The organism is Kutzneria viridogrisea DSM 43870, assembly GCF_000525635.1.
Lineage (GTDB): Bacteria > Actinomycetota > Actinomycetes > Mycobacteriales > Pseudonocardiaceae > Kutzneria > Kutzneria viridogrisea.
This window is the reverse complement of record NZ_CP007155.1, coordinates 5,516,384-5,537,236: the sequence shown is the minus strand read 5'-3', so window position 1 is coordinate 5,537,236 and position 20,853 is coordinate 5,516,384. Positions and strand designations below refer to the sequence as shown.

The following is a 20,853-nucleotide window of genomic DNA, read 5'->3' as shown; positions in this document are numbered from 1 at the left end:
CGGCACTTTCATGGCATGTCGGCGCGGACCCTGGGCGCTCAGACAACCAGGGCGTGCACGGAGACGGCAGCCGCCGAGCCGCCCGCCCGGTCGTAGGCGGCCCAGGCCTCAGCCAGGCAGCGCACCGCCTCGCTCAACTCCTGGGGCGTGGCCGTGAACGGGATCCGCAGCCGGTCGGCACAACCCCGGTCGGCGTCCAGCGCGGCACCCGGCAGGACGGCGACCCCGTGGCGCAAGGCCACCTGCGCGAAGGCCGAGCCGTCACCACGCGGTAGCCGGACCCACAGGCACAGCCCGCCGCCCGCCTGCTCGAAGGACCACTCGGGCAGCAGGGTGCGCAGTTCGCCCGCGAGGTGGTCGTGCCGCCTGCGCAGCTCGGCGGCGCGACGGGCTGCCACGGCGTCCAGTTCGGGCAGCAGTGCCGCGGCGGCGACCTGCTCCAGCGCGGCACTGCCCTTGTCGTGGATCGCCTTGAAGCGGGCCAGCTGCGCGATGTCGCCCTCGGTGGCGCGAATCCAGCCGGTGCGCAGGCCGCCCCACACGGTCTTGCTGAACGAGCCGACGGTGAGCACACGCCCGTGCGGGTCGAACGCGGCCAGCCCGGGCGGACCTGCGCCGTCGAAGGTGAGTTCGGCCAGCACCTCGTCGTCGATCAGCCGCACCTCGTGCGCGTCGGCGGCCTCGACCAGCGCGCGGCGGGCCAGCGCGGGCACGGTGGTGCCGGTCGGGTTGTGGTTGGTCGGGTTCAGGTACGCCAGGCGCGGGCGGTGCCTGGACAGCGCGCTGGCGAACCCGGTCGGCGCCAGGTCCCGCGGCACGGTCCTGATCAGCGCGGCGGCCTCGCGGAACACTTCCAGCGCGCCGGGGTAGGTCGGGGCCTGGACGAGCACGACCTCGCCGGGTCCGAGCAGCAGCCTGCCGATCAGTGCGAGGGCCTGCTGCCCGCCGGTGGTGACCAGGACCTGCTCGGGACCGGTCGGCACACCCTGCTCGGTGTACCGCCTGGCCAGCGCCTCGCGCAGCCGCGGGTGGCCCAGCGGGTGGTAGCCGATGTCCCCGGAGTCCTCGCCGGGCAGCGCGGCCAGGGCCAGCTGGTAGGCGGCGGCCAGTTCGGGTGGCGGACCGGGTGGTGCCGCGCAGGCCAGGGGGCGGACACCGGACATGGGTTCGAGGTAGTTCAGGAACAGCGGGTTGGCGGTGGGCGGCGGCCCCGGTCTGGCCCCGGACAGCACCGCGGGGGCGACCCAGGTGCCGCGGCCCTGGTGCCGGTCCAGCTTGTGGTCCTGGCGCAGCCGGTCGTAGGCGGCGACCACCGTGCCGCGACCGACGGCCAGCCGCTCGGCCAGCGTGCGGTCCGCGGGCAGTGCGGCCATCGGCGGCAGCTGCCCGGACTCGATCAGCTGCCGCAGCCGCAGCGCGAGCAGCAGGTACAGCGGTCCTCGCCCGGCCGACCAGCGGCCCAGTTGGGCGACCAGCCGGTCCACCGGCCACGGGATTGGCTCCACAAGCGGTCCAATCTAGCCGGGATTGGCGCTGTCCGGCACCCGCCGTCCTGGCCAGGCTGAACGCCATGAACCACCACCCGGAGACCACCGCGGTGCACGTGAGCGCACCGCAGCTGCCGCACTCCCGGCCGATCAGCGTGCCGATCTACCAGGCGTCCAACTTCGCCTTCGACGACCCGGACGCGCTGGCCGAGGCGCTGGGCCGCCCCGAAGGCGAGTTCGTCTACAGCCGCTACGCCAACCCGACCACCCGCGCGCTGGAGACCACCGTGGCCGCGCTGGAGGGCGGCTTCGGTGCGGTGGCCACCGCCTCGGGCATGGGCGCGATCAACTCGGTACTGCTGTCCAGCCTGCGCTCCGGTGACCACGTGATCGCGCAGAACTGCCTGTACGGCGGCACCATCGCGACCTTCGCCGACCTGGCCGACCGGTTCGGCGTGCAGATCAGCTACATCCCCGGGCACGACCCCGCCGAGGTCGCCGCCGCGCTGCGGCCGAACACCCGGCTGCTGTACCTGGAGACCATCGCCAACCCGATGACCCAGGTGGTCGACCTGCCCGCCTTCCTCGCCGCGGGCCGGGAGGCCGGGCTGATCACGGTGGTGGACAACACCTTCGCGACCCCGCTGCTGTGCCGCCCGCTGGAGCACGGGGCCGACGTGGTGCTGCACTCGGCGACGAAGTACCTCGGCGGGCACTCCGACGTCACCGGCGGCATCCTGGTCGCCGCCCAGGAACAGCGCTACCGCCAGCTGTGGCACCACACCATGGAGATCGGCGCCTGTGCCGACCCGTTCGCGGCCTGGCTGGTGCTGCGCGGGGTGCAGACCCTGCCGCTGCGGATGCGCCAGCACTGCGCCAACGCGGCGGTGCTCGCCGAGCGGCTGGCCGCGCACCCCGCTGTGTCCGCCGTGCACTGGCCCGGTCGCGTCGAGCACCCGGACCACCAGGTCGCCAGCCGGGTGCTCGCCGACTACGGCGGCATGCTGGCCTTCGACCTGGTCGGCGGGCGCGAGGCCGGGTACGCGTTGAGCAAGGGCGTGCGGCTGGTCCGGCTCGCGGCCTCGCTCGGCGGGGTGGAGTCCACAGTGCTGCATCCCGGCAGCACCTCGCACCGCCAACTGGACGCCGCGGCACTGCGGGACGCGGGCATCGGTGCGGGCACCGTGCGGCTGTCCGTGGGCATCGAGCACGTGGAGGACCTCTGGGCGGACCTGGCGCAGGCACTGGAAAACTGAGCGCTGCTCGTCATCCGGACGAGTGAGTGGTGCCGGGCGTGACGGGCACGGTCCGTTGCGCCCGGTCGCTCACCCGGGTGGACCTCGACGGGTTCCGCCGACTCGGGTTTCGAGCCGGGTCCTGGCGGTACCTGTGTCAGCGTCCACCCATTCGCGTGTCGCGAAGTTCGAAGGGATCGTCATGCCCAACCCGACCACCCGTCTTGTCCGCGCGGTAGTGCTCGCCACGCCCGCGCTCCTGTTCGCCGGTGCGGCGGTCGCTTCCGCGCACACCCCCGACGTGGCAGCGCGGTTCGACCATGTCGCCACGCACGCAAGCCCGAACGGGGTCAACCCCCTCGGGACCTGGTCGGCCAACATGGGGCGGGACCAGTGCTTCCTGCCACCGCACTCGGCGCACCCGCAGCCCGGGACAGGCGCCATCCCCGCCCCGCCGCCCGATCGGACGCGGTAGCCCGGAACTGTCGGGGTGGGCCCCGCACGGTGGGGCCCGCCCCGGCCTTTACCACTGGTCAAGTCAGAGATTGTCCAGAGATCCGACCACTAGTACGATGCCGGTATGCGCAGGGCAGAGGTCCGCCAGCGGCTCAGGGAGCTGATCGACGGTCGCCGACCCGGGGCGGTGCTGCCCTCCGAGCGCAGCCTGAGCGAGCAGTTCGGCGTCTCCCGGCCCACGCTGCGAGCGGCCATGGCCGAGCTGGCGCACGACGGCCTGCTGGTGCGCGAGCACGGCAGGGGCACCTTCACCGCCTCGCCCACAACCGTGCGGTCACTGGAACCCGTGCAGGTGCGGGACGAGGCGGTGCCACCGGGCGACCCGACCTGGCTCAGCCGGGTTGTGGAGTTCCAGCGGTGTGCCGCGGGCGCCCGGCTCGGCCAGCGCATGGAGGTCTCCCCGGGCACCGAGGTGGTGCGCGCGGTGCGGGTCCGGCTGGTCGAGGACCGGCCGATGGCCATCGAGCGGATCCTGTTGCCCGCGGTCCTGGTGCCGGGCATGACCTCCGATGACTTGGCCTCCGGTTCCCTCTACGAGCTGCTGCGCATGCGCTACGAGGTGGTCGCCGAGGAGGCGGTGCAGACCACCGAGCCCACGGTGACCGACTCGCTGGAGGCCGAGCTGCTCGGTGTGCCCGAGTTCGCCCCCGCCCTGCTGTTCGAGCGCACCACGCGGGACGTCACCGGCCGGGTCGTCGAGTACAGCCGCTCTCTCTACCGGGGCGACAGGTACCGGATCACCACCCGGCTCAGGTTCGGTGGTACTTCGGGCTGACCTGCCCCGTTCCCCTTGACGTCACCACTGGTCGTGGACCACCGTGAACCCTGTGAGTCATCTAGACCAATGGTCTAGTTGGCGCCGTGTCACGCCGCCGTTGCCGACCACAGGACCGTGGTGGTGACGAGCAGACGACCCGCCCACCCTGCGGGGCCGGACTCGCGGTTGACCTCGGGAGAACTGCCGACCGGTTGCATCGGGGGATGCCGTGAACCAGTGGACCGTTGCCGTGATCTCCTCGGCACCCCTGCTCAGAGCCGGGGCCGCCAGCCTGCTCGCGGAGGGGTCCTCCGTGGTGGTCCCGCCGAGGTCGGCGGACGTGCTGGTGCTGGTGGAACCGCTGTGCGAGCGAGAACACCTGGAGCAGCTGCGGGTGTGGCGCCCCAAGGGCTGCGTGCTGGTCACCGACCACCTGGACGAGCAGGACCTGCCGCTGGCCGCCGACTGCGGGGTGAGCCAGATCCTCGGGCGCTGGGCGGTCAGCCCCGCGAAGCTCACCGAGGTCGTGTACCAGGCCGCCCAGGGCCGGGCGCGCGCCTCCAGCCGGGTGCTCGCCGAGCTGAGCGGCCAACTGACGGTGGTCATCACCGCGACCAACGGGGAGATCGCCGCCAGGGAACGGGAACTGCTGCGCTGGCTGGCCGAGGGCCTGAACTACGACCAGATCGCCGAGCGGCTCGGCTGCTCGGTGCGCACCACCAAGAGCATGCTGGGCCGCCTGCTGCGCCGACTCCCGGTGCGCAACCGAACCCAGGCCGTGGCCTACGCCATCCGCCAAGGCGCAATCTGACCCCACTTCCGGCGAGTCCCGCCCTGGGGAGCGCGAGTCCCGCCGTGGGGAGCGTGAGTCCCGTTCTGCGGGCCGTGAGTCCCGCTCTGGGGTGCGTGAGTCCCGGTCTGGGAGCCGCGAGTCCCGCCGTGGGGAGCGTGAGTCCCGCTCTGAGGGCCGCGAGTCCCGTCCAGCGGTGCGTGAGTCCCGCCGTGGGGAGCGTGAGTCCCGCTGTGGGCTGCGGCGAGTCCCGCTCTGGGGAGCGTGAGTCGCGCTCCGCGGTGCGCGAGTTCCGTTGTGGGGTGTGTGAGTCCCGTTGTGGGGGCCGCGAATCCCGGTCTGGGGAGCGTGAGTCCCGCCGTGGGGAGCGTGAGTCCCGTTCTGGGGGCCGTGAGTCCCGTCCAGCGGTGCGCGAGTTCCGCCCAGCCGGTGACCGCGGTCAGGGCAGGGTCACCTCAGCCTGCTGGCCCAGGCCCGCGGCGAACTCCGCCAGTGGGTGCAGGACGATCCCGCCCATGCCGGTGATCGACCGGATGCGGTCCCCGTCGAAGTCGAACTCCAGGGTCTCGCCGGGCGCCCCGTAGCCACCAGCCTCGGTGATGCGCAGGGTCCGCGCCGACTCCACGGCCAGCTCGGTGGGCAACAGCGCGGGGTCGGCGGCACCGGGCCGCAGCGCCAGCAGCCGGCCGCCCAGGCAGTTGATGTCCACCACGCCCCACACGTTGGCGAAGCGCCCGCAGTACAGCTCCAGCTCCGGCCTGTGCTCGCCCTGCGCCATGCCGATCAGCTTGACCAGGCCGGTGGCCAGCTCGGCGGCCGGTCCGTCGATGGCGTTGGTCAGCACGGACACGGCCAGGCGCTCCACCGGGTCGAACACGGTGCGCGTGATGTAGCCGGGGTAGCCGCCGCTGTGCCCGAACAGCCTGCGCCCGGCCACCTCGTCCACGCTGAAACCCAGGCCGTACCCGGTGTCCTCACCACGCAGCCGCCACTCCTCGCGCTGCATCAACCGCTTGGACCGCTCGGAGAGCAGCCGCGTGTCCTCCGTGAAGTGCGCCGCCGCGTACTTGCACACCTCGGACGCCGTACTGCAAAACCCCGTGGCCGAGGACATCGCGCGGCTGTCGGTGTGCCCGATGGGGAAGCGCTGCTCGTGGTAGGCGGCCGCGGTGTGGCCGGTGGCGAAGTCCTCCAGCCGCTTGGGATCCAGCTCGGGCGTGGTGTCCACCAACCCGAGCCGGTTGATGATGTGTGTTGTCACGTAGTCGTTGTAGGGCTCGCCGGCGGCTGCCGCGATCACCTGGCCCAACAGCGTGTAGCCGATGTTGGAGTACTTGAACCGCTCGTTGGCGCCCAGCACCGCGTCCGCGTCGGTCAGCGACTCGCATAGTTCCCGCTCGTCCGGGAACGGCTTGGTCAGCAGCCAGAATCCCGCGTCCTGCCCGTCGCGGGCGAGACCGCCACCGTGCCCGAGCAGTTCGCGCAGGGTCAGCCCGGCCAGCTTGGGCGCCCGCTCGGCCAGCCACGTCAGGTGCGCGCCCACTGGGTCGTCCAGCCGCAATGCCCCGCTCTCGACCAGTTGCAGCACCGCCGTCGCGGTGAAGGTCTTGGAGTGCGAGGCGATCCGGAACAGGTGTGCGGGCGTCATCGGGCTGCCCGTGGCGAGGTCGGCCACGCCGTGCGCGGTGGACAGCACGACCTCGTCGCCGACCAGGACCGCCGCCTGCACGCCGGGCACGCGCAGGTGCCGCTGGCGCAGCGCCAGCCAGGAGTCCAGGTAGCGCACGGCGTGTTCCGACAGGCTGATCACCAGCCGGACGCTACCAGGTCGGCTGCTCCGCGAGCCGTGCCCAGAACCCGCACTTGTGCTCGGCGGCCAGGACGGTGGTGGTCGCGAGCAGCAGCCTCGTGATCATCGAATATTGGCAGCCGTCAATACTGAGCAGACCTTCCGCGCGATCCAACTCGACCGCCCGGGCTGGCGCCGCTGGCTGCCGCTGACCCGTGTGCTGCCCAACCTCGTGGACGAGGCCGCACGGCGCCTGCTGCCCGGCTACGGCGACCGGCTCGACGCCCGCCAGCGGCGTCGCCGTGCCGCCTGGCTGGAGCTGCACACCGTGGGCCGCCCCGCCCGCTGAGCGACATGTCATGAAAGTGCCGTATGAGACATCAGATGTCTCATACGGCACTTTCATGACACCGCTGTGATTCCATGGGGCCATGGCACATGTGAGGCGGTTCCGCGTTGAGGTCCCCCAGGAACAGCTCGACGACCTGCGCGAGCGGCTGGCCCGCACCAGGTTGGCACCCGCGCTGTCGGGGCAGGAGTGGACCCACGGCACGCCGCCGGGCTACCTCGCCGAACTGGTCGAGTACTGGCGCACCCGGTTCGACTGGCGGGCGGCCGAGGCGAAGCTGAACGAGCTGCCGCAGTTCCAGGCCGAGGTGGACGACTGCACCCTGCACTTCGTGCACGCCAAGGGCACCGGCCCGCGACCGTTCCCGCTGCTGTTCACGCACGGCTGGCCGGGTTCGTTCTGGGAGGTGCACAAGATCATCGGGCCGCTGACCGACCCGGCGGCGCACGGCGGGGACCCGGCGGACGCCTTCGACGTGGTGGCGCCGAGCCTGCCCGGTTACGGCTTCTCCCCGCACCCGGGGCGGCCGGGCATCGGCCCGAAGCAGATCGCGGACCTGTTCGACCGGCTGATGACCGAGGTGCTGGGCTACCCGCGCTACGGGGCGCAGGGTGGGGACTGGGGCGCGGTGGTCACGACCTGCCTCGGCCGCGACCACGTGGACACCGTGGCGGGCATCCACCTGAACATGATCGCGGCGAACCCGGTGCTGGACGAGGACTCCGCTCCGCTGAGCGAGGCCGAGCGGGAGTACAACGAGGGCCGGGCGGCCTGGCGCGCGGCGGAGGGCGCGTACGGGCAGATCCAGGGCACCAAGCCGGCCACGCTGGCGGCCGGGCTGGCCGACTCGCCCGCCGGGCTCGCGGCGTGGATCGTGGAGAAGTTCCGCACCTGGAGCGACTGCGACGGGGACGTGGAGTCGGTGCACAGCAAGGACGAGCTGCTGACCAACATCAGCCTGTACTGGCTGACCAACACGATCGCGAGCTCGGTGCGGCTGTACTACGAGAGCAGGCAGAACCCGTCCAGCCTGCCGGTTCAGCCCTGCTACATCGACACGCCCACCGGGTACGCACGCTTCCCGAAGGAGATCTACGCCCCGCCGGAGCAGTGGGTGCGCCGCGCGCACAACCTGGTGCGGTTCACCGAGTTCGAGCGCGGCGGGCACTTCGCGGCGCTGGAGCGGCCGGCGGAGCTGGTCCACGAGATCAGGGAGTTCTTCCGGCCACTGCGCCCGGCCGCGGACTAACCGGCTGCCGTGCGCGCCGCCCCCTGTTACAGTCGCTGACATGGCTCTGCCCCGGATCTCCTAGCTGCTTCAGACAGTTCTGCGCCACCAGTCTGTCCTCAGCTAGATCCGGAGAGCACTTCCATGATCACCGTTACTGGTGTCGACGTGCGCGTCGGCGCCCGCCTGCTGCTCGGCGGCGTGAGCTTCCGCGTGTCCCCCGGGGACAAGATCGGCCTGGTCGGCCGCAACGGGGCGGGCAAGACCACCCTGGCGCGGATCCTCGCGGGCCAGGGCCAGCCCGCGGCCGGTTCGGTCACCCGCACCGGCCAGGTCGGCTACCTGCCGCAGGACCCCGGCAGCGGGGACCCCGGCCGCACCGCCGCCGACCGCATCCTGTCCGCGCGCGGGCTGGACGAGTCGGTGCGCGCGCTGCGGGCCGCCGAGTCGGCGATGGCCGCCGCGCGCGGTCCCGCGCTGGAGCGCGCGCTCAACGCCTACGCCCGCGCAGAGGCGGAGTTCGTGGCCCGCGGCGGGTACGCGGCCGAGGCGGGCGCGGCACAGGTCGCGGCCAACCTGGGCCTGCCCGAACGCGCGCTCGGCCAGGAACTGGGCACGCTCTCGGGCGGCCAGCGCCGTCGGGTGGAGCTGGCCCGGTTGCTGTTCGCCGAGTACGACACCCTGCTGCTGGACGAGCCCACCAACCACCTGGACGCCGACTCGATCGGCTGGCTGCGCCGCTTCCTGGCGAGCTTCCCCGGCGGGCTGGTGGTCATCAGCCACGACGTGGACCTGTTGCGCGCCACGGTGAACCGGGTGTTCCACCTGGACGCGAACCGGGCCACGGTCGAGGTGCACAACCTGGGCTGGCAGGCGTACCTGGAGCAGCGACAGACCGACGAGCGGCGGCGCCGCAGGGAGCGGGTCAACGCCGAGCGCAAGGCAGAGCAGCTCATCGCGCAGGCCGATCGCATGCGCGCCAACGTGAAGACAGCCGTGGCCGCGAAGAACATGGCGCGCCGCGCTGGCCGCATGCTCGCCGAGCTGGAGCCCGAGCGGCGCACCGACCGGGTGGCCCGGCTGCGGCTGCCCGATCCCGCCCCGTGCGGGCGAACCCCGTTGGCCGCCAACGGCTTGTCCAAGTCCTACGGGTCGCTGGAGGTCTTCAGCTCCGTGGACGTGGCCGTGGACCGGGGCAGCCGCGTGGCGATCCTCGGCCTCAACGGCGCGGGCAAGACCACGCTGCTGCGCGTCCTGGCCGGTCGCGAGCGGCCCGACACCGGCCGGGTCGTGCACGGGCACGGCGTGCGGCTCGGCTACTACGACCAGGAGCACGAAACGCTGGACGGCGCGCGCACCGTGCGGCAGAACCTGGTCGACTCCGCGCCGTACCTGGAGGACCAGGAGGTGCGGCGAGTCCTCGGTTCCTTCCTGTTCTCCGGTGACGACCTGGACAAGCCGGTGTCGGTGCTCTCCGGCGGGGAGAAGACCCGGCTGGCGCTGGCCGGGTTGGTCAGTTCCCGGGCCAACGTGCTGCTGCTCGACGAGCCGACGAACAACCTGGATCCCGCCTCCCGCAACGAGGTTCTGGCGGCGATCGGCGGCTACCGAGGCGCGGTCGTGCTCGTCAGCCACGATCCTGGCGCGATCGAAGCCCTGCGCCCGCAACGGGTCCTGCTGCTGCCCGACGGGGTCGAGGACTTCTGGGGCGAGCAGTACGCCGACCTGGTGTCCCTGGCCTGACCCCGCCACCCAGCTCAGCCGTGCCCGAGTCCCGGCCACACCTGTGAGCCGGGCTCGGGCGCACGCCACCGACCTGGTCAAATCGGCGGACAGCCGCCGGTGCGCGTGCCAGACTGGCGGCATGACTGTTGACCGTTACGCGGACCGGCGACTGGCAGCCGAATCGATCGCGCAGGGCGATCCCACCGGGTGGTTCGAGCGGCTGTACGTGGCGGCGGAGGCCGGCGACGCGATCGTGCCCTGGGATCGCGAGCAGCCCAACCCGCTGCTGGTCGGCTGGGCCGAGAAGCGCGGGCCGGGCAGTGCGACCGGCCGCGCGCTGGTGGTCGGCTGCGGGCTGGGGCGCGATGCGGAATACGTTGCCTCACTGGGGTTCCACACCACGGCCTTCGACATCTCGGCCACGGCCGTGCGCGGGGCGCGGGAGCGCTTCCCCGAGTCCTCGGTGGACTACGTGGTCGCCGACCTGCTGGACCCGCCCGCCGAGTGGACCGGCGCCTTCGACCTCGTGGTGGAGTCGATCACCGTGCAGTCCATGCCGCTGGACGTGCGGGAGAAGTCGATCATCCACGTGGGACGGATGGTGGCCGCTGGCGGGGAACTGCTGGTGATCTCCGGCATCCGTGAGGAGGGCACGGACCCGGTAGGGCCGCCCTGGCCGCTGACCCGCTCGGAGCTGGACTCCTTCGCGGTGGACGGGCTGCGCGCCGAGCACGTGGAGCAGGTGCCCGAGGTCAACCGCTGGCGTGCGGTGTTCCGCAAGCCGTGACGCCCGGTGTGGGCGCGGACCTGCCGCGCCCACACTCCCGGCTCAGGCGGGCTGAACGTTGCTCGCCACCTGCATGCCCTGGTTGTCGACCAGTTCGAAGCTCACCCGCGCACCGTCGCGCAGCGGTGTCTCGGAGTTCACGAGCACCTCGTTGCCGTCCTCCTGCTTGATGACCCCGTACCCCTTACCGGGCTTGAACCACTTCACGGTTCCCACAGCCATGATCGACAGTCCTCCACACCTGTCCGAATGGTCTCTTTCGGGATTCGAGGATCCCGAGCACCGCCTGAGCCGGGCAAGGCGTGACCGCTGGTAGCACCCGGTCAGCCGAACGCGGGCGCTAGGGTCCCGGCATGCAGTGGATCCTCGCTCCGGTGCTGGTCTTCGGCACCCTCACGCCCCTGCCCGTCGCCGCACCCCAGCCCGCGTGCGGCCACCCCGCGCAGGTCCTGGACCTGAAGAGCTGGAAGTTGACCCTGCCCACGGGGTCGAAAGGCCACCCGACGGAGGTCAAGCAGCCCGCGCTGGCCACCTACGAGGCCGCGCCGTGGTTCACCCCGGACGCCCAGTGTGACGGGGTCCGGTTCCGCGCCGCGGTGAACGGCGTGACCACCAGCGGCAGCGGCTACCCGCGCTCGGAGCTGCGCGAGATGAGCCCCGACGGCTCGCGCGAGGCCAGCTGGTCGACCACCTCCGGCACCAGCACGCTGGAGGTCGACGAGGCGGTCACGCACCTGCCGAGGACCAAGGACCACGTGGTCACCGCCCAGATCCACGACCGGGACGAGGACGTGACCGTGTTCCGGCTGGAGGGCAGCAAGCTCTACGTCACCAAGGGCGACGATACCCACTACCGGCTCGTCACCTCGGACTACCGGCTCGGCACCCGGTTCCGCGCCCGCTTCGTGGCGGGTGGCGGTCAGGTCAGGGCGTACTACAACGACCACCTCGTAGCCACAACCTCCGTGGACTCCTCAGGTGACTACTTCAAGGCAGGCGTTTACACCCAGGCCAACTGCGGCAACTCCGAGCCCTGCTCCGCCGACAACTACGGGGAGGTCACCGTGTACGGGCTGCGGGTCAGCCACCAGGGCTGACAGGCGGGCAACGTTCGCTGCCGCGGCTTCCGGCGGGCCGCGGGCCGTGTTTGGCTGGGCCGATGCTGATCAAGACGGTGACCGCGCTGCTCGCGCTGACGCTGACCGCGGCCCCGGCCCCGGCGGGGGCGGCGCCGAAGGAGATCCCGTTCACCGCGGCCACGGCCACTCAGCGCGACGCCGGGTCCTTCGCGCTGAGCTGGTCCGCGCCCGGGGTGCGCCAGGTCACGGTGTACGCGGGCAGGACGCAGGACGGCATCGACTACGGGCACCCGGTCGGCCGCGGCGAGGGCACCTCGGCGATCACGGTGAGCGGGCTCGGGGCGGCTGATCGCTGGTGGTTCCGCCTCGTGCCCGACCACGGCGCCGGGCTCACCGTGGCCGACCGCGACCTGCACCTGGCCAGCGCGCCCAACTTCCGCGACGCGGGCGGCTACCGGACGGCCGACGGCCACTGGGTGCGCATGGGCGCGGTCTACCGCTCCAGCGACCTGAGCGCGCTCAGCGAGGCGGACCTGGCCAAGCTGCGACGGCTGGGCATCCGCACCGTGGACGACCTGCGCAGCCCGGCCGAGCGGGAGCAGGCCCCCGACCGGGTCCCGGCAGGCGCCACCGCGCACACCTACGACGTGGTGGGCACCGGCGGGCCCGACACCGATCCGCAGACGCCCGAGCAGGCCGAGCAACTCATGATGGACACGGAGGTTCACCTGGTCCGAGCGGCCAGCGCGCAGGCGGGCTACCACTCCGTGCTCGCCGGGATCGCCGATCGGCGCACGCACAACGTGCTGTACCACTGCACCGCGGGCAAGGACCGTACCGGCTGGACGAGCGCGGTGCTGCTGACCGCGCTGGGCGTGCCGCGCGAGACCGTGTACGCCGACTACCTGGCCAGCAACACCTACCGCGCCGCCGCCAACGAGGCCGTGCTGTCCCAGCTGCCCGAGGACGTGCGCGAGATCGTCCGGCCGATCCTGGAGGTGCGCGCGAAGTACCTGGACAGCGGGTTCGCCGAGGTCGCGAAGGAGTTCGGCGGCTTCGACCGGTACCTGTCCGCCGGGCTGCACGTCGACCCGGCCGCCCTGCGCGCCGCGTTGCTCGTCTGACCGGTCGAAGTCCTGCTGAGCGGGAAGCTCTGCGGGTACTGGCCAGGCTCCCAGCCACGCCCCGGTGACCCGATCCCGCTCAGCGGGACTCCCGACTGCGGGTCGCCCCCAAGCTGAGCGCGGCGAGGCCACGCCGACGCGCTCGGCCGGGCGTCCCGGTCGAGTTCGGTACCGCACCCGGCGCTACCCCGGGGTGACCGCGCAGAGCCCCAAGGCCCAGTACTTGCTCTCCGACCGCGGCGGTCTGGATCGCCGCCTACCGCGAGGTCACGCCGACCCTGCTCGAGCAACTGTCCACTGTGGATATGCCGTCCGCGCCGGTCGCCAGCTGACCGCGAAGCGTCCGCATCGGCGGTCGGCCGTCATCGCCGGGAGTTCGCCCAGCCGTTGCGGAGTTGGGTGAAGACGGCGGCTGTGGCCTCCCGGGGACTGCGGTCCTGCGCGGCCAGATCGGGGACCTCCAGGGCGAACCGGGCCAGCGCGCGGGTGTTCGTGTCCACGTCCCGCCCGGCCTCCTTGGCGAGCAGTTCGGCGAGAACCGGTTCGCAGTCGGCCCACATCTTGCGCGCGTAGGCCCGCAGCGCGGGGGTTTCCAGGATGAGCCGCTCGATCGCGGCCTGTGTCGTGTCGCGTCCCGGTGCGGACAGTGCCCGTTCGAGCACGAAGTCCTCCACGGCGTCCAGCACGGCCTTGTCCGTGGGGCGCGAGGTGATCGCCGCCTCGAACGCGGCAACGCGGTCCTCGCGGCCGAAGACCAGCGCGTCCTTGCCGTCGGGGAAGTACTTGAACAAGGTCGTCACCGCTGCGCGCGCCCGCGCCGCGATCTCCGCGACCGTCACGTGGTCGTAGCCGCGTTCCAGGAACAGTTCCGTGGCCGCGGCGGTCAGCGCCCGCCGCGTCTCCAGCTTCTTCTGCGCCTGCAGGCCCAGTTCCGCACTCATGGACTCATCGTACACAGTCGCGTAGTGACTTCGTATGTGTAGTGATTGCGCATGCGTAGTCATTACGCGTACGGTGCCCGGCATGACCACAACCGGTGCCCCGCCCCGCTCGGCCCTCTGGGCGGTACTGGGGCTGGTGCTGCTCGCGGACGTGCTCGACATGATCGACTCGACGGTCACCTCCATCGCGGCGCCGACCATCGCGGCCGGGCTCGGCGGAGGCGAGGGGCTGATCACCTGGCTGGGCGCCGGGTACGCCCTCGCGCTCGGGGTGCTGCTCGTGCTCGGCGGGCGGCTGGGGGACAGGTTCGGGCAGCGCAGGCTGTTCCTGATCGGACTGGCCGGGTTCACGATCGCCTCGGCGGCGTGCGGTCTGGCCCCGGACCCCGTGGTCCTGGTCGCCGCCCGGGTGGTGCAGGGCGCGTTCGGGGCGCTGCTCATCCCGCAGGGCATGGCGATCATGACGAAGGCCTTCCCGCCGGACCTGCTGCGGACCGCGTTCGGGATCTACGGCCCGCTGGTCGGCATCGCCTCCGTTGGCGGGCCGCTGCTCGGCGGGGTGCTCATCCAGGCCGATATCGCCGGGCTCTCCTGGCGGCCGATCTTCCTGATCAACATCCTGCTGGGAACCCTCGGGTTCCTCGCCGCGGTAAGGGTTCTTCCCCATGACCGGGGCGATCGCGGCGTCGTACTCGACGGCCTCGGCGCCGGGCTGCTCGGTGCCGCGATCCTCGGCGTCCTGTCCGGTCTGGTCGCCGGTCCCGCCAGCGGCTGGCCGGTCCTGCCGGTTCTCGCACTGGTGCTCGGGGTCCTCCTGCTCGTCCTGTTCGCCCTCCGGCAGCGGCGCGCCGCCAACCCGCTGCTCGAACCCAGCCTGTTCCGCCACCGCGGGTTCACCTCAGGACTGCTGGTGGGCTTGGTGTTCTTCGCCGCGTCCAGCGGACTGGTCTACGTGCTCTCCCTGTTCGTGCAGCACGTTCTGCACGCCACCGCGCTGGAGGCGGCCCTGGGCCTGCTGCCGCTGACCATCGGCATCGTCGTGTCCTCCGCGGCCGCGATGGCGCTGGTCACCCGCCTCGGCCGCACCATCGTGCTCCTCGGTCTGCTCGTCACGCTGGCCGGAGTCGGCTGGCTGCTGCTCGTCACGCTGGACGGCACGACGATCACCTTGCCGGCGCTCGCTCCGATCACCTTCGTCATCGGCGTGGGCATGGGCGCCTGCTTCTCGACGGTCTTCGCCACCGCGCTCGGTGGGCTCGCCCCCGGCCAGGCGGGCAGCGCCAGCGGCTCGCTGACCGCCGTGCAGCAGATCGCCAACGGCATCGGCTCCGCCCTCGTCACCACCGTCTACCTGCACTCCGTCGCCCCCGGCCCGCCCGCCCTGGCCACGACCCTCGGCGTCGTGTTCGCCCTCACTGCCCTGTGCCTGCCCCTCGTCGCGCTGTTGCCTCGCAACCGCGCTTGAACCCCAGCAAGGAGAAGCACTGATGAAGGTCCTGCTCACCGGAGCCAGCGGATACGTCGGCTCCGTGCTCACCCGCCACCTCGTCGCGGCCGGACACCTCGTCACGGGCCTGGCCCGCGGCGCAGCCTCAGCGGCCAGGGTCGAGGCGAACGGCGGCACCCCGGTTCGCGGCAGCCTGGCCGACCTGGACCTGTTGCGCGCGGCCGCGAGCGGTGCCGATGCCGTCATCCACGCGGCCATCGACTTCGCCGACCCGGACCTGGGCACCACCGAACGCCTTGCCCTGGAAGCACTCCTGAGCGGCCTCGACGCCTCGCGCCAGCTGGTCTACACCAGCACCGGTCTGGTCTACCCGCCCGGCGGTGAGCGCCCCGCCCGCGAGGAGGACCCCGTGGACGAGCACACGATCCAGCCGCACAAGATCGCGGGCGAACGGCAGGTCCTGGACAACGGGGTCGTGCCCGTCCACGTCATCCGCGCGGGACTCGTGCACGGCCACAACGGGCCGGGACCGGTGCGCAACTTCCTCGACACGGCAAGGGAAAGCGGCAAGGCCGTCTACATCGGCGATGGGGCGAACCGGATCTCGGCCGTGCACGTGGCGGACCTGGCCGACCTCTACGTCCGGCTCCTCGCGAAGCGGCCCGCGGAGCGCATTTTCAACGCCGCCACCGCGGAGCCGGTCAGCGTGAGGGACATCGCCGGGGCCGTGGCCCGTAACACCGGCACGGCGGCCTGCTCCATCACCGCGGACCAGGCGCGTGACGAGTTGGAGCCGCACAACGCCTTCGCCCTCGCCCTGGACAGCGTGATCGATTCCAGCCGGGCGACCCAGGTCCTCGGCTGGCAGCCCACGGCCGTTTCCTTGCTGGCGGACATCGCCGAAGGCTCCTACACGGCTGACTGAGCCTGGAACCGCACACCGACCTCACCGATACCGCTGATCTCGGCGTGGAACTGGTTACCGGGCAACAGGTCGAACGCCCGCCGCCCGGCCAGGCGGCGGGCCGCCTGCGTTGAGCACCACGAGGTCCAGGGTGCCGTGCCCGCTCGCGCCAGCTGAGGAATATCCCGCTGGGCCGACGAAATCGGTCGCCGCTTCGGGCGGGCACTGCTAGCTTGCGGCTGTGGATCTCTTCTCACGCTCCTGGACCGCGTTGCGCACGGCGGTCGCCGAACTCACCGACGAGGACTTCGCACAGCCCTCCGGCTGCACCGGCTGGCTCGTGCGGGACCTGGTGTGCCACCTGGTGATCGACGCTCAGGACGTCCTGATCACCCTCGTGACGCCCACCGAGGCGGAACCGACACGCGACGCGGTGACCTACTGGGAGGTCGCCGAGACGCCGCCGACCGGTGCGGACCCGCTCGACGCGCTGATCGTCCGGCTGGCCGCCGCGTACGAGGAGCCGTGGCTGCTCAAGTTCCACCTCGACGACCTCGGCTCCGCCGCCGGCCGCGCCGCCGAACTCGCCGACCCAGGAGTGCGGGTCAGCACGCGCGACGTGGTGCTCACCGCGGGCGACTACCTCTCCGCGTACGTCCTGGAGTGGACGCTGCACCACCTCGACCTGATCGCGCACCTGCCGGAGGCCGCCGAGCCGCCCGCGGAGGGGCTCGCCCGGACACGCGAGATGCTGGAGAAGATTGCCGGGGCCAAGTTCCCCGCTTCCTTCTCCGACAAGGACGCGCTGTTGGTGGGCACCGGACGGCGTGCGCCGACCGAGGCGGAGAACGCCGAACTCGGTGAGCTGGCCGCGGAACTCCCGCTCATCGTCGGATGATCGTCCCGCCGCCGGTCGCGAGGTCCTGCCTAGCATGACCTCATGACCACGGATCTGTTCGCGGGCATCCCCGTCCGCGACTACACCTCGGCGAGGGCCTGGTACGAGCGACTCCTCGGTGCCCCGCCGTCGTTCCTGCCCAACGGCACCGAGGCGGTGTGGGAGCTCGCCGACCACCGGTACCTGTACATCGACGTGCGGCCCGAACACGCCGGGCACGCCATGCACACCGTCTTCGTCGACGACTTCGACGACCGCATCGCGCGGATCGCCGAGCGGGGACTGGAACCGGCCGAGCGCGAGACCTACGCCAACGGCGTCCGCAAGGCCACCTTCCGCGACCCGGACGGCAACGAGATCGGGTTCGGCGGCGCGCCGGTCTGACCGCCAGGGCCCTCAGATGGCGATCTCCGCCACGCAGGTGCGCAGCCACTGGTGCGCGGGGTCGGCGTCCACGCGGATGTGCCAGGCCATGCCGATGGCCGTGTGCGGCAGATCCAGCGGGATCTCCCAGCACACCAACGGCATGACCCGTGCCGCCGCGGCCGCGAACGACGCGGGCACCAGTGCGAGCGCGTCGGTGCTCAGCGCGAGCAGGCTGGCGGTGCCGCAGCTGGGCACGGTGGCCAGCACGTGCCGAGTCAGCCCCAGCTCGGCCAGTCGGTCGTCGATCACGCTGTGCGCGCGGCCCCTTCGTGAGACGGTCAGGTGCGGGATGGCCGCGAACCGTTGCACGGTCAGGGTTTGCTCGTCGTGTGGGCCGCCGGCGCGGGCAATCGCCGCGTAGGGGTGCCGGTACAGGAAGCTGCTGCACACGTCGTGCGGCAGCTCCGGCAGCTCACCGATGTCCAGGTCCACCTTGTCCCGCAGGTCGGCGGGATCCTCCTCGCCCTCGGGCAGGATGCGCAGCCGCACGCCCGGCGCCTCGCGGGCCACCCGTTTGGTCAGCGCGGCGCCCAGCGCCACGGCCAGCCCGTCGCTGGTGCGGATCACGAAGGTCCGGTCCAGGCTGGCGATGTCCACCGGCTGGGGTGGGCGCAGCGCGGCGAGTGCACCGGCCAGCGCCGCCTCGACCTGTGGTTGCAGCGCGCGGGCCCGCTCGGTGCGGGCCAGTCCGCGCCCGGAGGGGACCAGCAGTGGGTCCCCGACGACCCGGCGCAGGCGGCCCAGTGTGCGGCTCATGGCCGAGGGGGAGACGTTCAGCGCGGCGGCGGCCTCGGACACACTGCCCTCGCGGAGCAGGGCGTCCAGTGCGGGCAGCAGGTTCATGTCGGGCAACAGCACCCGAGCAGCATAGTTGCATTGGATGCAATGCTGCATTGTTGACTCGGAACTGGTGTGCAACAGTTCTGGGCCGCAGGATGAGGTGGTGATTGACCGAACCCACCGCTCGACCGCGCTGCTCGTCGCCGGGTGCTTCTTCATGGAGAACCTGGACGGCACGATCGTGTCCACGGCGGCACCGCAGCTGGGCGCCTCCCTGCACGTGGAGCCGACCGCGATCGGCCTGGTGATGACCGCCTACCTGTTGACCCTGGCCGTGCTGATCCCGCTCAGCGGCTGGCTGACCGCCCGCTTCGGCGCACGCCGGGTGTTCCTCACGGCGATCGCCGTGTTCACCCTGGCCTCCCTGGGTTGTGCGCTGAGCGCCGGACTCGGCCAGCTGGTCGCCATGCGGGTCGCGCAGGGCGTCGGCGGGGCGATGATGGTGCCGGTCGGCAGGCTGGTCGTGATGGCCAAGGCCGCCAAGACCGACATCCCGCGCGTGATGGCGTACGTGGTGTGGCCCGGTCTGGTCGCGCCGGTGATGGCCCCGCTGCTCGGCGGTCTGCTCACCACCTACGCCAGCTGGCACTGGATGTTCCTGATCAGGTGCCAAACAACGCCAGGCGGTGTAGAGTGCCTGCTCAGCGAGGTGCTCGGCCGGATGCCAGTAGGATCGAAAGATCATTCCCACCGAAAACCATCCGGTCCAATATTGATCATGGACGGTGAGGTATGGCGCGACCCACTTTGGATGTCGGCGAACACGGCAAGATCGGCTACGCCTGGTCCAAGCCGAAGGATGGGTCCCCGCCCCGTTGCCGCGCCTACGCGCTCTACCGGTTCAACGACGGAACCACCGCCAAGAGGGAACGTTGGGGCAAGGACGAGGACGAGGCGCGTCGCGCCCTGCTCAAGTACTTCCGCAGCCTCAAGGGGGCCGACGACAAGATCACGCGCGCGTCAACCTTCGAGAAGATCGCCGAGGCATGGCTCAAGAAGGTCTACCGCAAGGAGAAGTACACGACCTACGTCAAGCACCGTTCAACCATCCGCAACCAGGTTATCCCCGCTATCGGGAAGCTCAGGCTGCACGAGTGCCGGCCATCTCGGATCCAGCGTCTCCTCGACGACCTACGTGAGCAGGGCTACTCCAGCAGCGTGCGCGCATCCGCTCGCCAGGTCATGCAGGGGGTGTTCCAGTTCGCGATCCTGAACGAGCTCATGGACCGGCGCGACAACCCCACGCTCGACCTTGACCGGATCCCGCGTGACGACAAGAAGCAGATCGCGGCGTTCGACAAGGACGAGCTCCGCGAGTTCATGGAAGCCGTCGATGCCGACAGGTACATGAAACACAGCGTCGTGCCCAGCGTGCTGCGCATCCTCTTCGGCACTGGCTGCCGCATCGGCGAGGCACTGGCCATCAGGTGGTGCGACCTCAACCTCACAGAGAACAAGATCAAGGTCACCCATCCCGTGTTCGGCGACCGAACGTTGCCGCCCCACAGCGTGTGGATCAACGGGAACGTGGTCCACGGTGAACACGGCCTCATCCGACACAACGGCAAGACCGACACCTCAGAAGGAGTCCTCTACCTCCCCAGCAGCATCTACACCATGCTTCTTGTACGAGTGCCAGAAGGGGTTCCGGGTGACCAGCCAGTCTTCGCCGCCGCCGATGGCGGCTACCTGAGGCCGAACAACCTGTTCCGGTCGATTGACCGGCTGTCCAAGCGTCTCGGGCGCGAGGAGTTCAGCTCTAGGTGGGGTCGCAAGACAGTGTCAACCTGGCTACGAGAAAGCGGCCGGGCAGAGGACATCCCAAGGCAGCTGCGCCACTCCAACTCCTCAACTGCGGAGAAGCACTACACGGCACGCATTCCAAGTGCTGCCGCTGGCGATGCCATCGATCGACTGTTGACGTCCGATGACGCTCCCTGAAGCAGCGTTGCCTTGCCTTGCGGCGGTTGAGCGCGGGATCCTCAGTGTCATGGACGACTGGTTCGTGGCTCTCTTGCACGGAACCCGGCTGGGGTACGCTCACCAGCTGCGTCCCGACCGTCGGCTCACCCCAGAGTCCCGCTGCGGGCAACGGAGCCGCGCGTGGCACTCGGTGCGCCGGAACCCGTGCCTGCTGGGTGTGCCGAGGTGCCCGGAGTGTCGACGGATCGCCGCTGAAGGCGCGGAGGAGCTGGACCCAGTACGCGAACACCGAGCCCCAGCTCACCCCGCTGCACTATGACCCATGATCATGGGCGTTGGCGCACGAGGTGTGGTTCCAGTCGGTTCCAAAATGAGGTCTGACCTGCGGGAACGCTGCTAGCCTGGAGAGGCCTCCAGGTTCTGTGCGCGGTGCCCGGTGGTGTAGCCGAGAAACGGTCCCGTTGCAGCGGGCCTGTTAAGTAGGACGAACGGCCCCTTGTTGGAGCGAGGGGCCGTTTCGCTTGAACAGGGCTACCAGGGTTGTGGGCCAGCTATGCTGGGCGGCGTCTCCGCAGGTAGTCCCAAGGCTGTGTGGCAGCAGCCGAGGT

Annotated in this window: 20 protein-coding genes and 1 pseudogene; 16 read left to right on the top strand and 5 right to left on the bottom strand. The window is 71.2% G+C overall.

The window, feature by feature from the left end:
- Window positions 1-38: 38 nt before the first annotated feature.
- Window positions 39-1,505: an aminotransferase-like domain-containing protein gene (locus KALB_RS24705; RefSeq protein WP_025358389.1), complete on the bottom strand. Its 1,467-nt coding sequence runs from the start codon at window positions 1,503-1,505 to the stop codon at window positions 39-41.
- Between the two features lie 65 nt (window positions 1,506-1,570).
- On the opposite strand from KALB_RS24705, the gene KALB_RS24700 reads away from it, so the two are divergent.
- From KALB_RS24700 to KALB_RS24685, 4 genes are all read left to right on the top strand, one after another.
- Window positions 1,571-2,743 (top strand): trans-sulfuration enzyme family protein, encoded by a 1,173-nt coding sequence (locus KALB_RS24700; RefSeq protein ID WP_042220756.1) that lies wholly within the window; start codon window positions 1,571-1,573, stop codon window positions 2,741-2,743.
- Window positions 2,744-2,924: 181 nt separating this feature from the next.
- Entirely contained in the window at window positions 2,925-3,197 is a 273-nt protein-coding gene (locus KALB_RS24695; RefSeq protein WP_025358387.1) for a hypothetical protein, read from the top strand.
- A gap of 105 nt (window positions 3,198-3,302) precedes the next feature.
- Entirely contained in the window at window positions 3,303-4,013 is a 711-nt protein-coding gene (locus KALB_RS24690) for a GntR family transcriptional regulator (RefSeq protein WP_025358386.1), read from the top strand.
- A 211-nt stretch (window positions 4,014-4,224) separates the two neighbouring features.
- Entirely contained in the window at window positions 4,225-4,806 is a 582-nt protein-coding gene (locus KALB_RS24685; RefSeq protein ID WP_025358385.1) for a helix-turn-helix transcriptional regulator, read from the top strand.
- A 418-nt stretch (window positions 4,807-5,224) separates the two neighbouring features.
- Here KALB_RS24685 and KALB_RS24680 read toward each other — a convergent pair whose 3' ends face one another.
- Window positions 5,225-6,595 carry a serine hydrolase domain-containing protein gene (locus KALB_RS24680; protein ID WP_025358384.1) on the bottom strand — a complete coding sequence of 457 codons (1,371 nt, stop codon included), beginning with the start codon at window positions 6,593-6,595 and terminating at the stop codon, window positions 5,225-5,227.
- A gap of 112 nt (window positions 6,596-6,707) precedes the next feature.
- Between KALB_RS24680 and KALB_RS24675 the strand changes: the two genes are divergently transcribed.
- From KALB_RS24675 to KALB_RS24660, 4 genes are all read left to right on the top strand, one after another.
- Window positions 6,708-6,923, top strand: a complete 216-nt coding sequence (locus tag KALB_RS24675) for a hypothetical protein (protein WP_025358383.1) — start codon at window positions 6,708-6,710, stop codon at window positions 6,921-6,923.
- 82 nt (window positions 6,924-7,005) lie between these two features.
- On the top strand, window positions 7,006-8,172 hold the full coding sequence (locus KALB_RS24670) for an epoxide hydrolase family protein (protein ID WP_025358382.1): 1,167 nt from the start codon (window positions 7,006-7,008) through the stop codon (window positions 8,170-8,172).
- 123 nt (window positions 8,173-8,295) lie between these two features.
- Window positions 8,296-9,894, top strand: a complete 1,599-nt coding sequence (locus KALB_RS24665) for an ABC-F family ATP-binding cassette domain-containing protein (protein WP_025358381.1) — start codon at window positions 8,296-8,298, stop codon at window positions 9,892-9,894.
- A gap of 121 nt (window positions 9,895-10,015) precedes the next feature.
- The gene (locus KALB_RS24660; RefSeq protein ID WP_025358380.1) at window positions 10,016-10,663 is read left to right on the top strand and encodes a class I SAM-dependent methyltransferase; all 648 of its coding nucleotides are present in this window, start codon (window positions 10,016-10,018) and stop codon (window positions 10,661-10,663) included.
- Between the two features lie 42 nt (window positions 10,664-10,705).
- On the opposite strand, the gene KALB_RS24655 is transcribed toward KALB_RS24660, so the two are convergent.
- Entirely contained in the window at window positions 10,706-10,885 is a 180-nt protein-coding gene (locus KALB_RS24655) for a cold-shock protein (RefSeq protein ID WP_025358379.1), read from the bottom strand.
- A 131-nt stretch (window positions 10,886-11,016) separates the two neighbouring features.
- Between KALB_RS24655 and KALB_RS24650 the strand changes: the two genes are divergently transcribed.
- Window positions 11,017-11,760: a polysaccharide lyase family 7 protein gene (locus tag KALB_RS24650; protein WP_025358378.1), complete on the top strand. Its 744-nt coding sequence runs from the start codon at window positions 11,017-11,019 to the stop codon at window positions 11,758-11,760.
- A gap of 62 nt (window positions 11,761-11,822) precedes the next feature.
- Complete coding sequence (locus KALB_RS24645; protein WP_025358377.1) at window positions 11,823-12,866, top strand: tyrosine-protein phosphatase; 1,044 nt, start codon at window positions 11,823-11,825, stop codon at window positions 12,864-12,866.
- 362 nt (window positions 12,867-13,228) lie between these two features.
- Here the strand turns inward: KALB_RS24645 and KALB_RS24640 are convergent, their stop codons facing one another.
- On the bottom strand, window positions 13,229-13,807 hold the full coding sequence (locus KALB_RS24640) for a TetR/AcrR family transcriptional regulator (protein ID WP_025358376.1): 579 nt from the start codon (window positions 13,805-13,807) through the stop codon (window positions 13,229-13,231).
- An 82-nt stretch (window positions 13,808-13,889) separates the two neighbouring features.
- On the opposite strand from KALB_RS24640, the gene KALB_RS24635 reads away from it, so the two are divergent.
- The 4 genes from KALB_RS24635 to KALB_RS24620 all read left to right on the top strand — a co-directional run bounded on the left by KALB_RS24635 (window position 13,890) and on the right by KALB_RS24620 (window position 17,440).
- Window positions 13,890-15,272 carry a DHA2 family efflux MFS transporter permease subunit gene (locus KALB_RS24635; RefSeq protein ID WP_030108781.1) on the top strand — a complete coding sequence of 461 codons (1,383 nt, stop codon included), beginning with the start codon at window positions 13,890-13,892 and terminating at the stop codon, window positions 15,270-15,272.
- Between the two features lie 22 nt (window positions 15,273-15,294).
- Window positions 15,295-16,179, top strand: a complete 885-nt coding sequence (locus KALB_RS24630) for an NAD-dependent epimerase/dehydratase family protein (protein ID WP_025358374.1) — start codon at window positions 15,295-15,297, stop codon at window positions 16,177-16,179.
- Between the two features lie 220 nt (window positions 16,180-16,399).
- Entirely contained in the window at window positions 16,400-17,056 is a 657-nt protein-coding gene (locus tag KALB_RS24625; protein ID WP_025358373.1) for a maleylpyruvate isomerase N-terminal domain-containing protein, read from the top strand.
- A 42-nt stretch (window positions 17,057-17,098) separates the two neighbouring features.
- Window positions 17,099-17,440, top strand: coding sequence for a VOC family protein (locus KALB_RS24620; RefSeq protein WP_025358372.1), 342 nt, complete (start codon window positions 17,099-17,101; stop codon window positions 17,438-17,440).
- A gap of 12 nt (window positions 17,441-17,452) precedes the next feature.
- Here the strand turns inward: KALB_RS24620 and KALB_RS24615 are convergent, their stop codons facing one another.
- The gene (locus KALB_RS24615; protein ID WP_158510804.1) at window positions 17,453-18,340 is read right to left on the bottom strand and encodes a LysR family transcriptional regulator; all 888 of its coding nucleotides are present in this window, start codon (window positions 18,338-18,340) and stop codon (window positions 17,453-17,455) included.
- Between the two features lie 22 nt (window positions 18,341-18,362).
- On the opposite strand from KALB_RS24615, the pseudogene KALB_RS45595 reads away from it, so the two are divergent.
- A pseudogene (locus tag KALB_RS45595) lies at window positions 18,363-18,866 on the top strand (MFS transporter); the annotation flags it as partial.
- 188 nt (window positions 18,867-19,054) lie between these two features.
- Entirely contained in the window at window positions 19,055-20,263 is a 1,209-nt protein-coding gene (locus KALB_RS24605) for a tyrosine-type recombinase/integrase (RefSeq protein ID WP_081789476.1), read from the top strand.
- Window positions 20,264-20,853 lie beyond the last annotated feature (590 nt).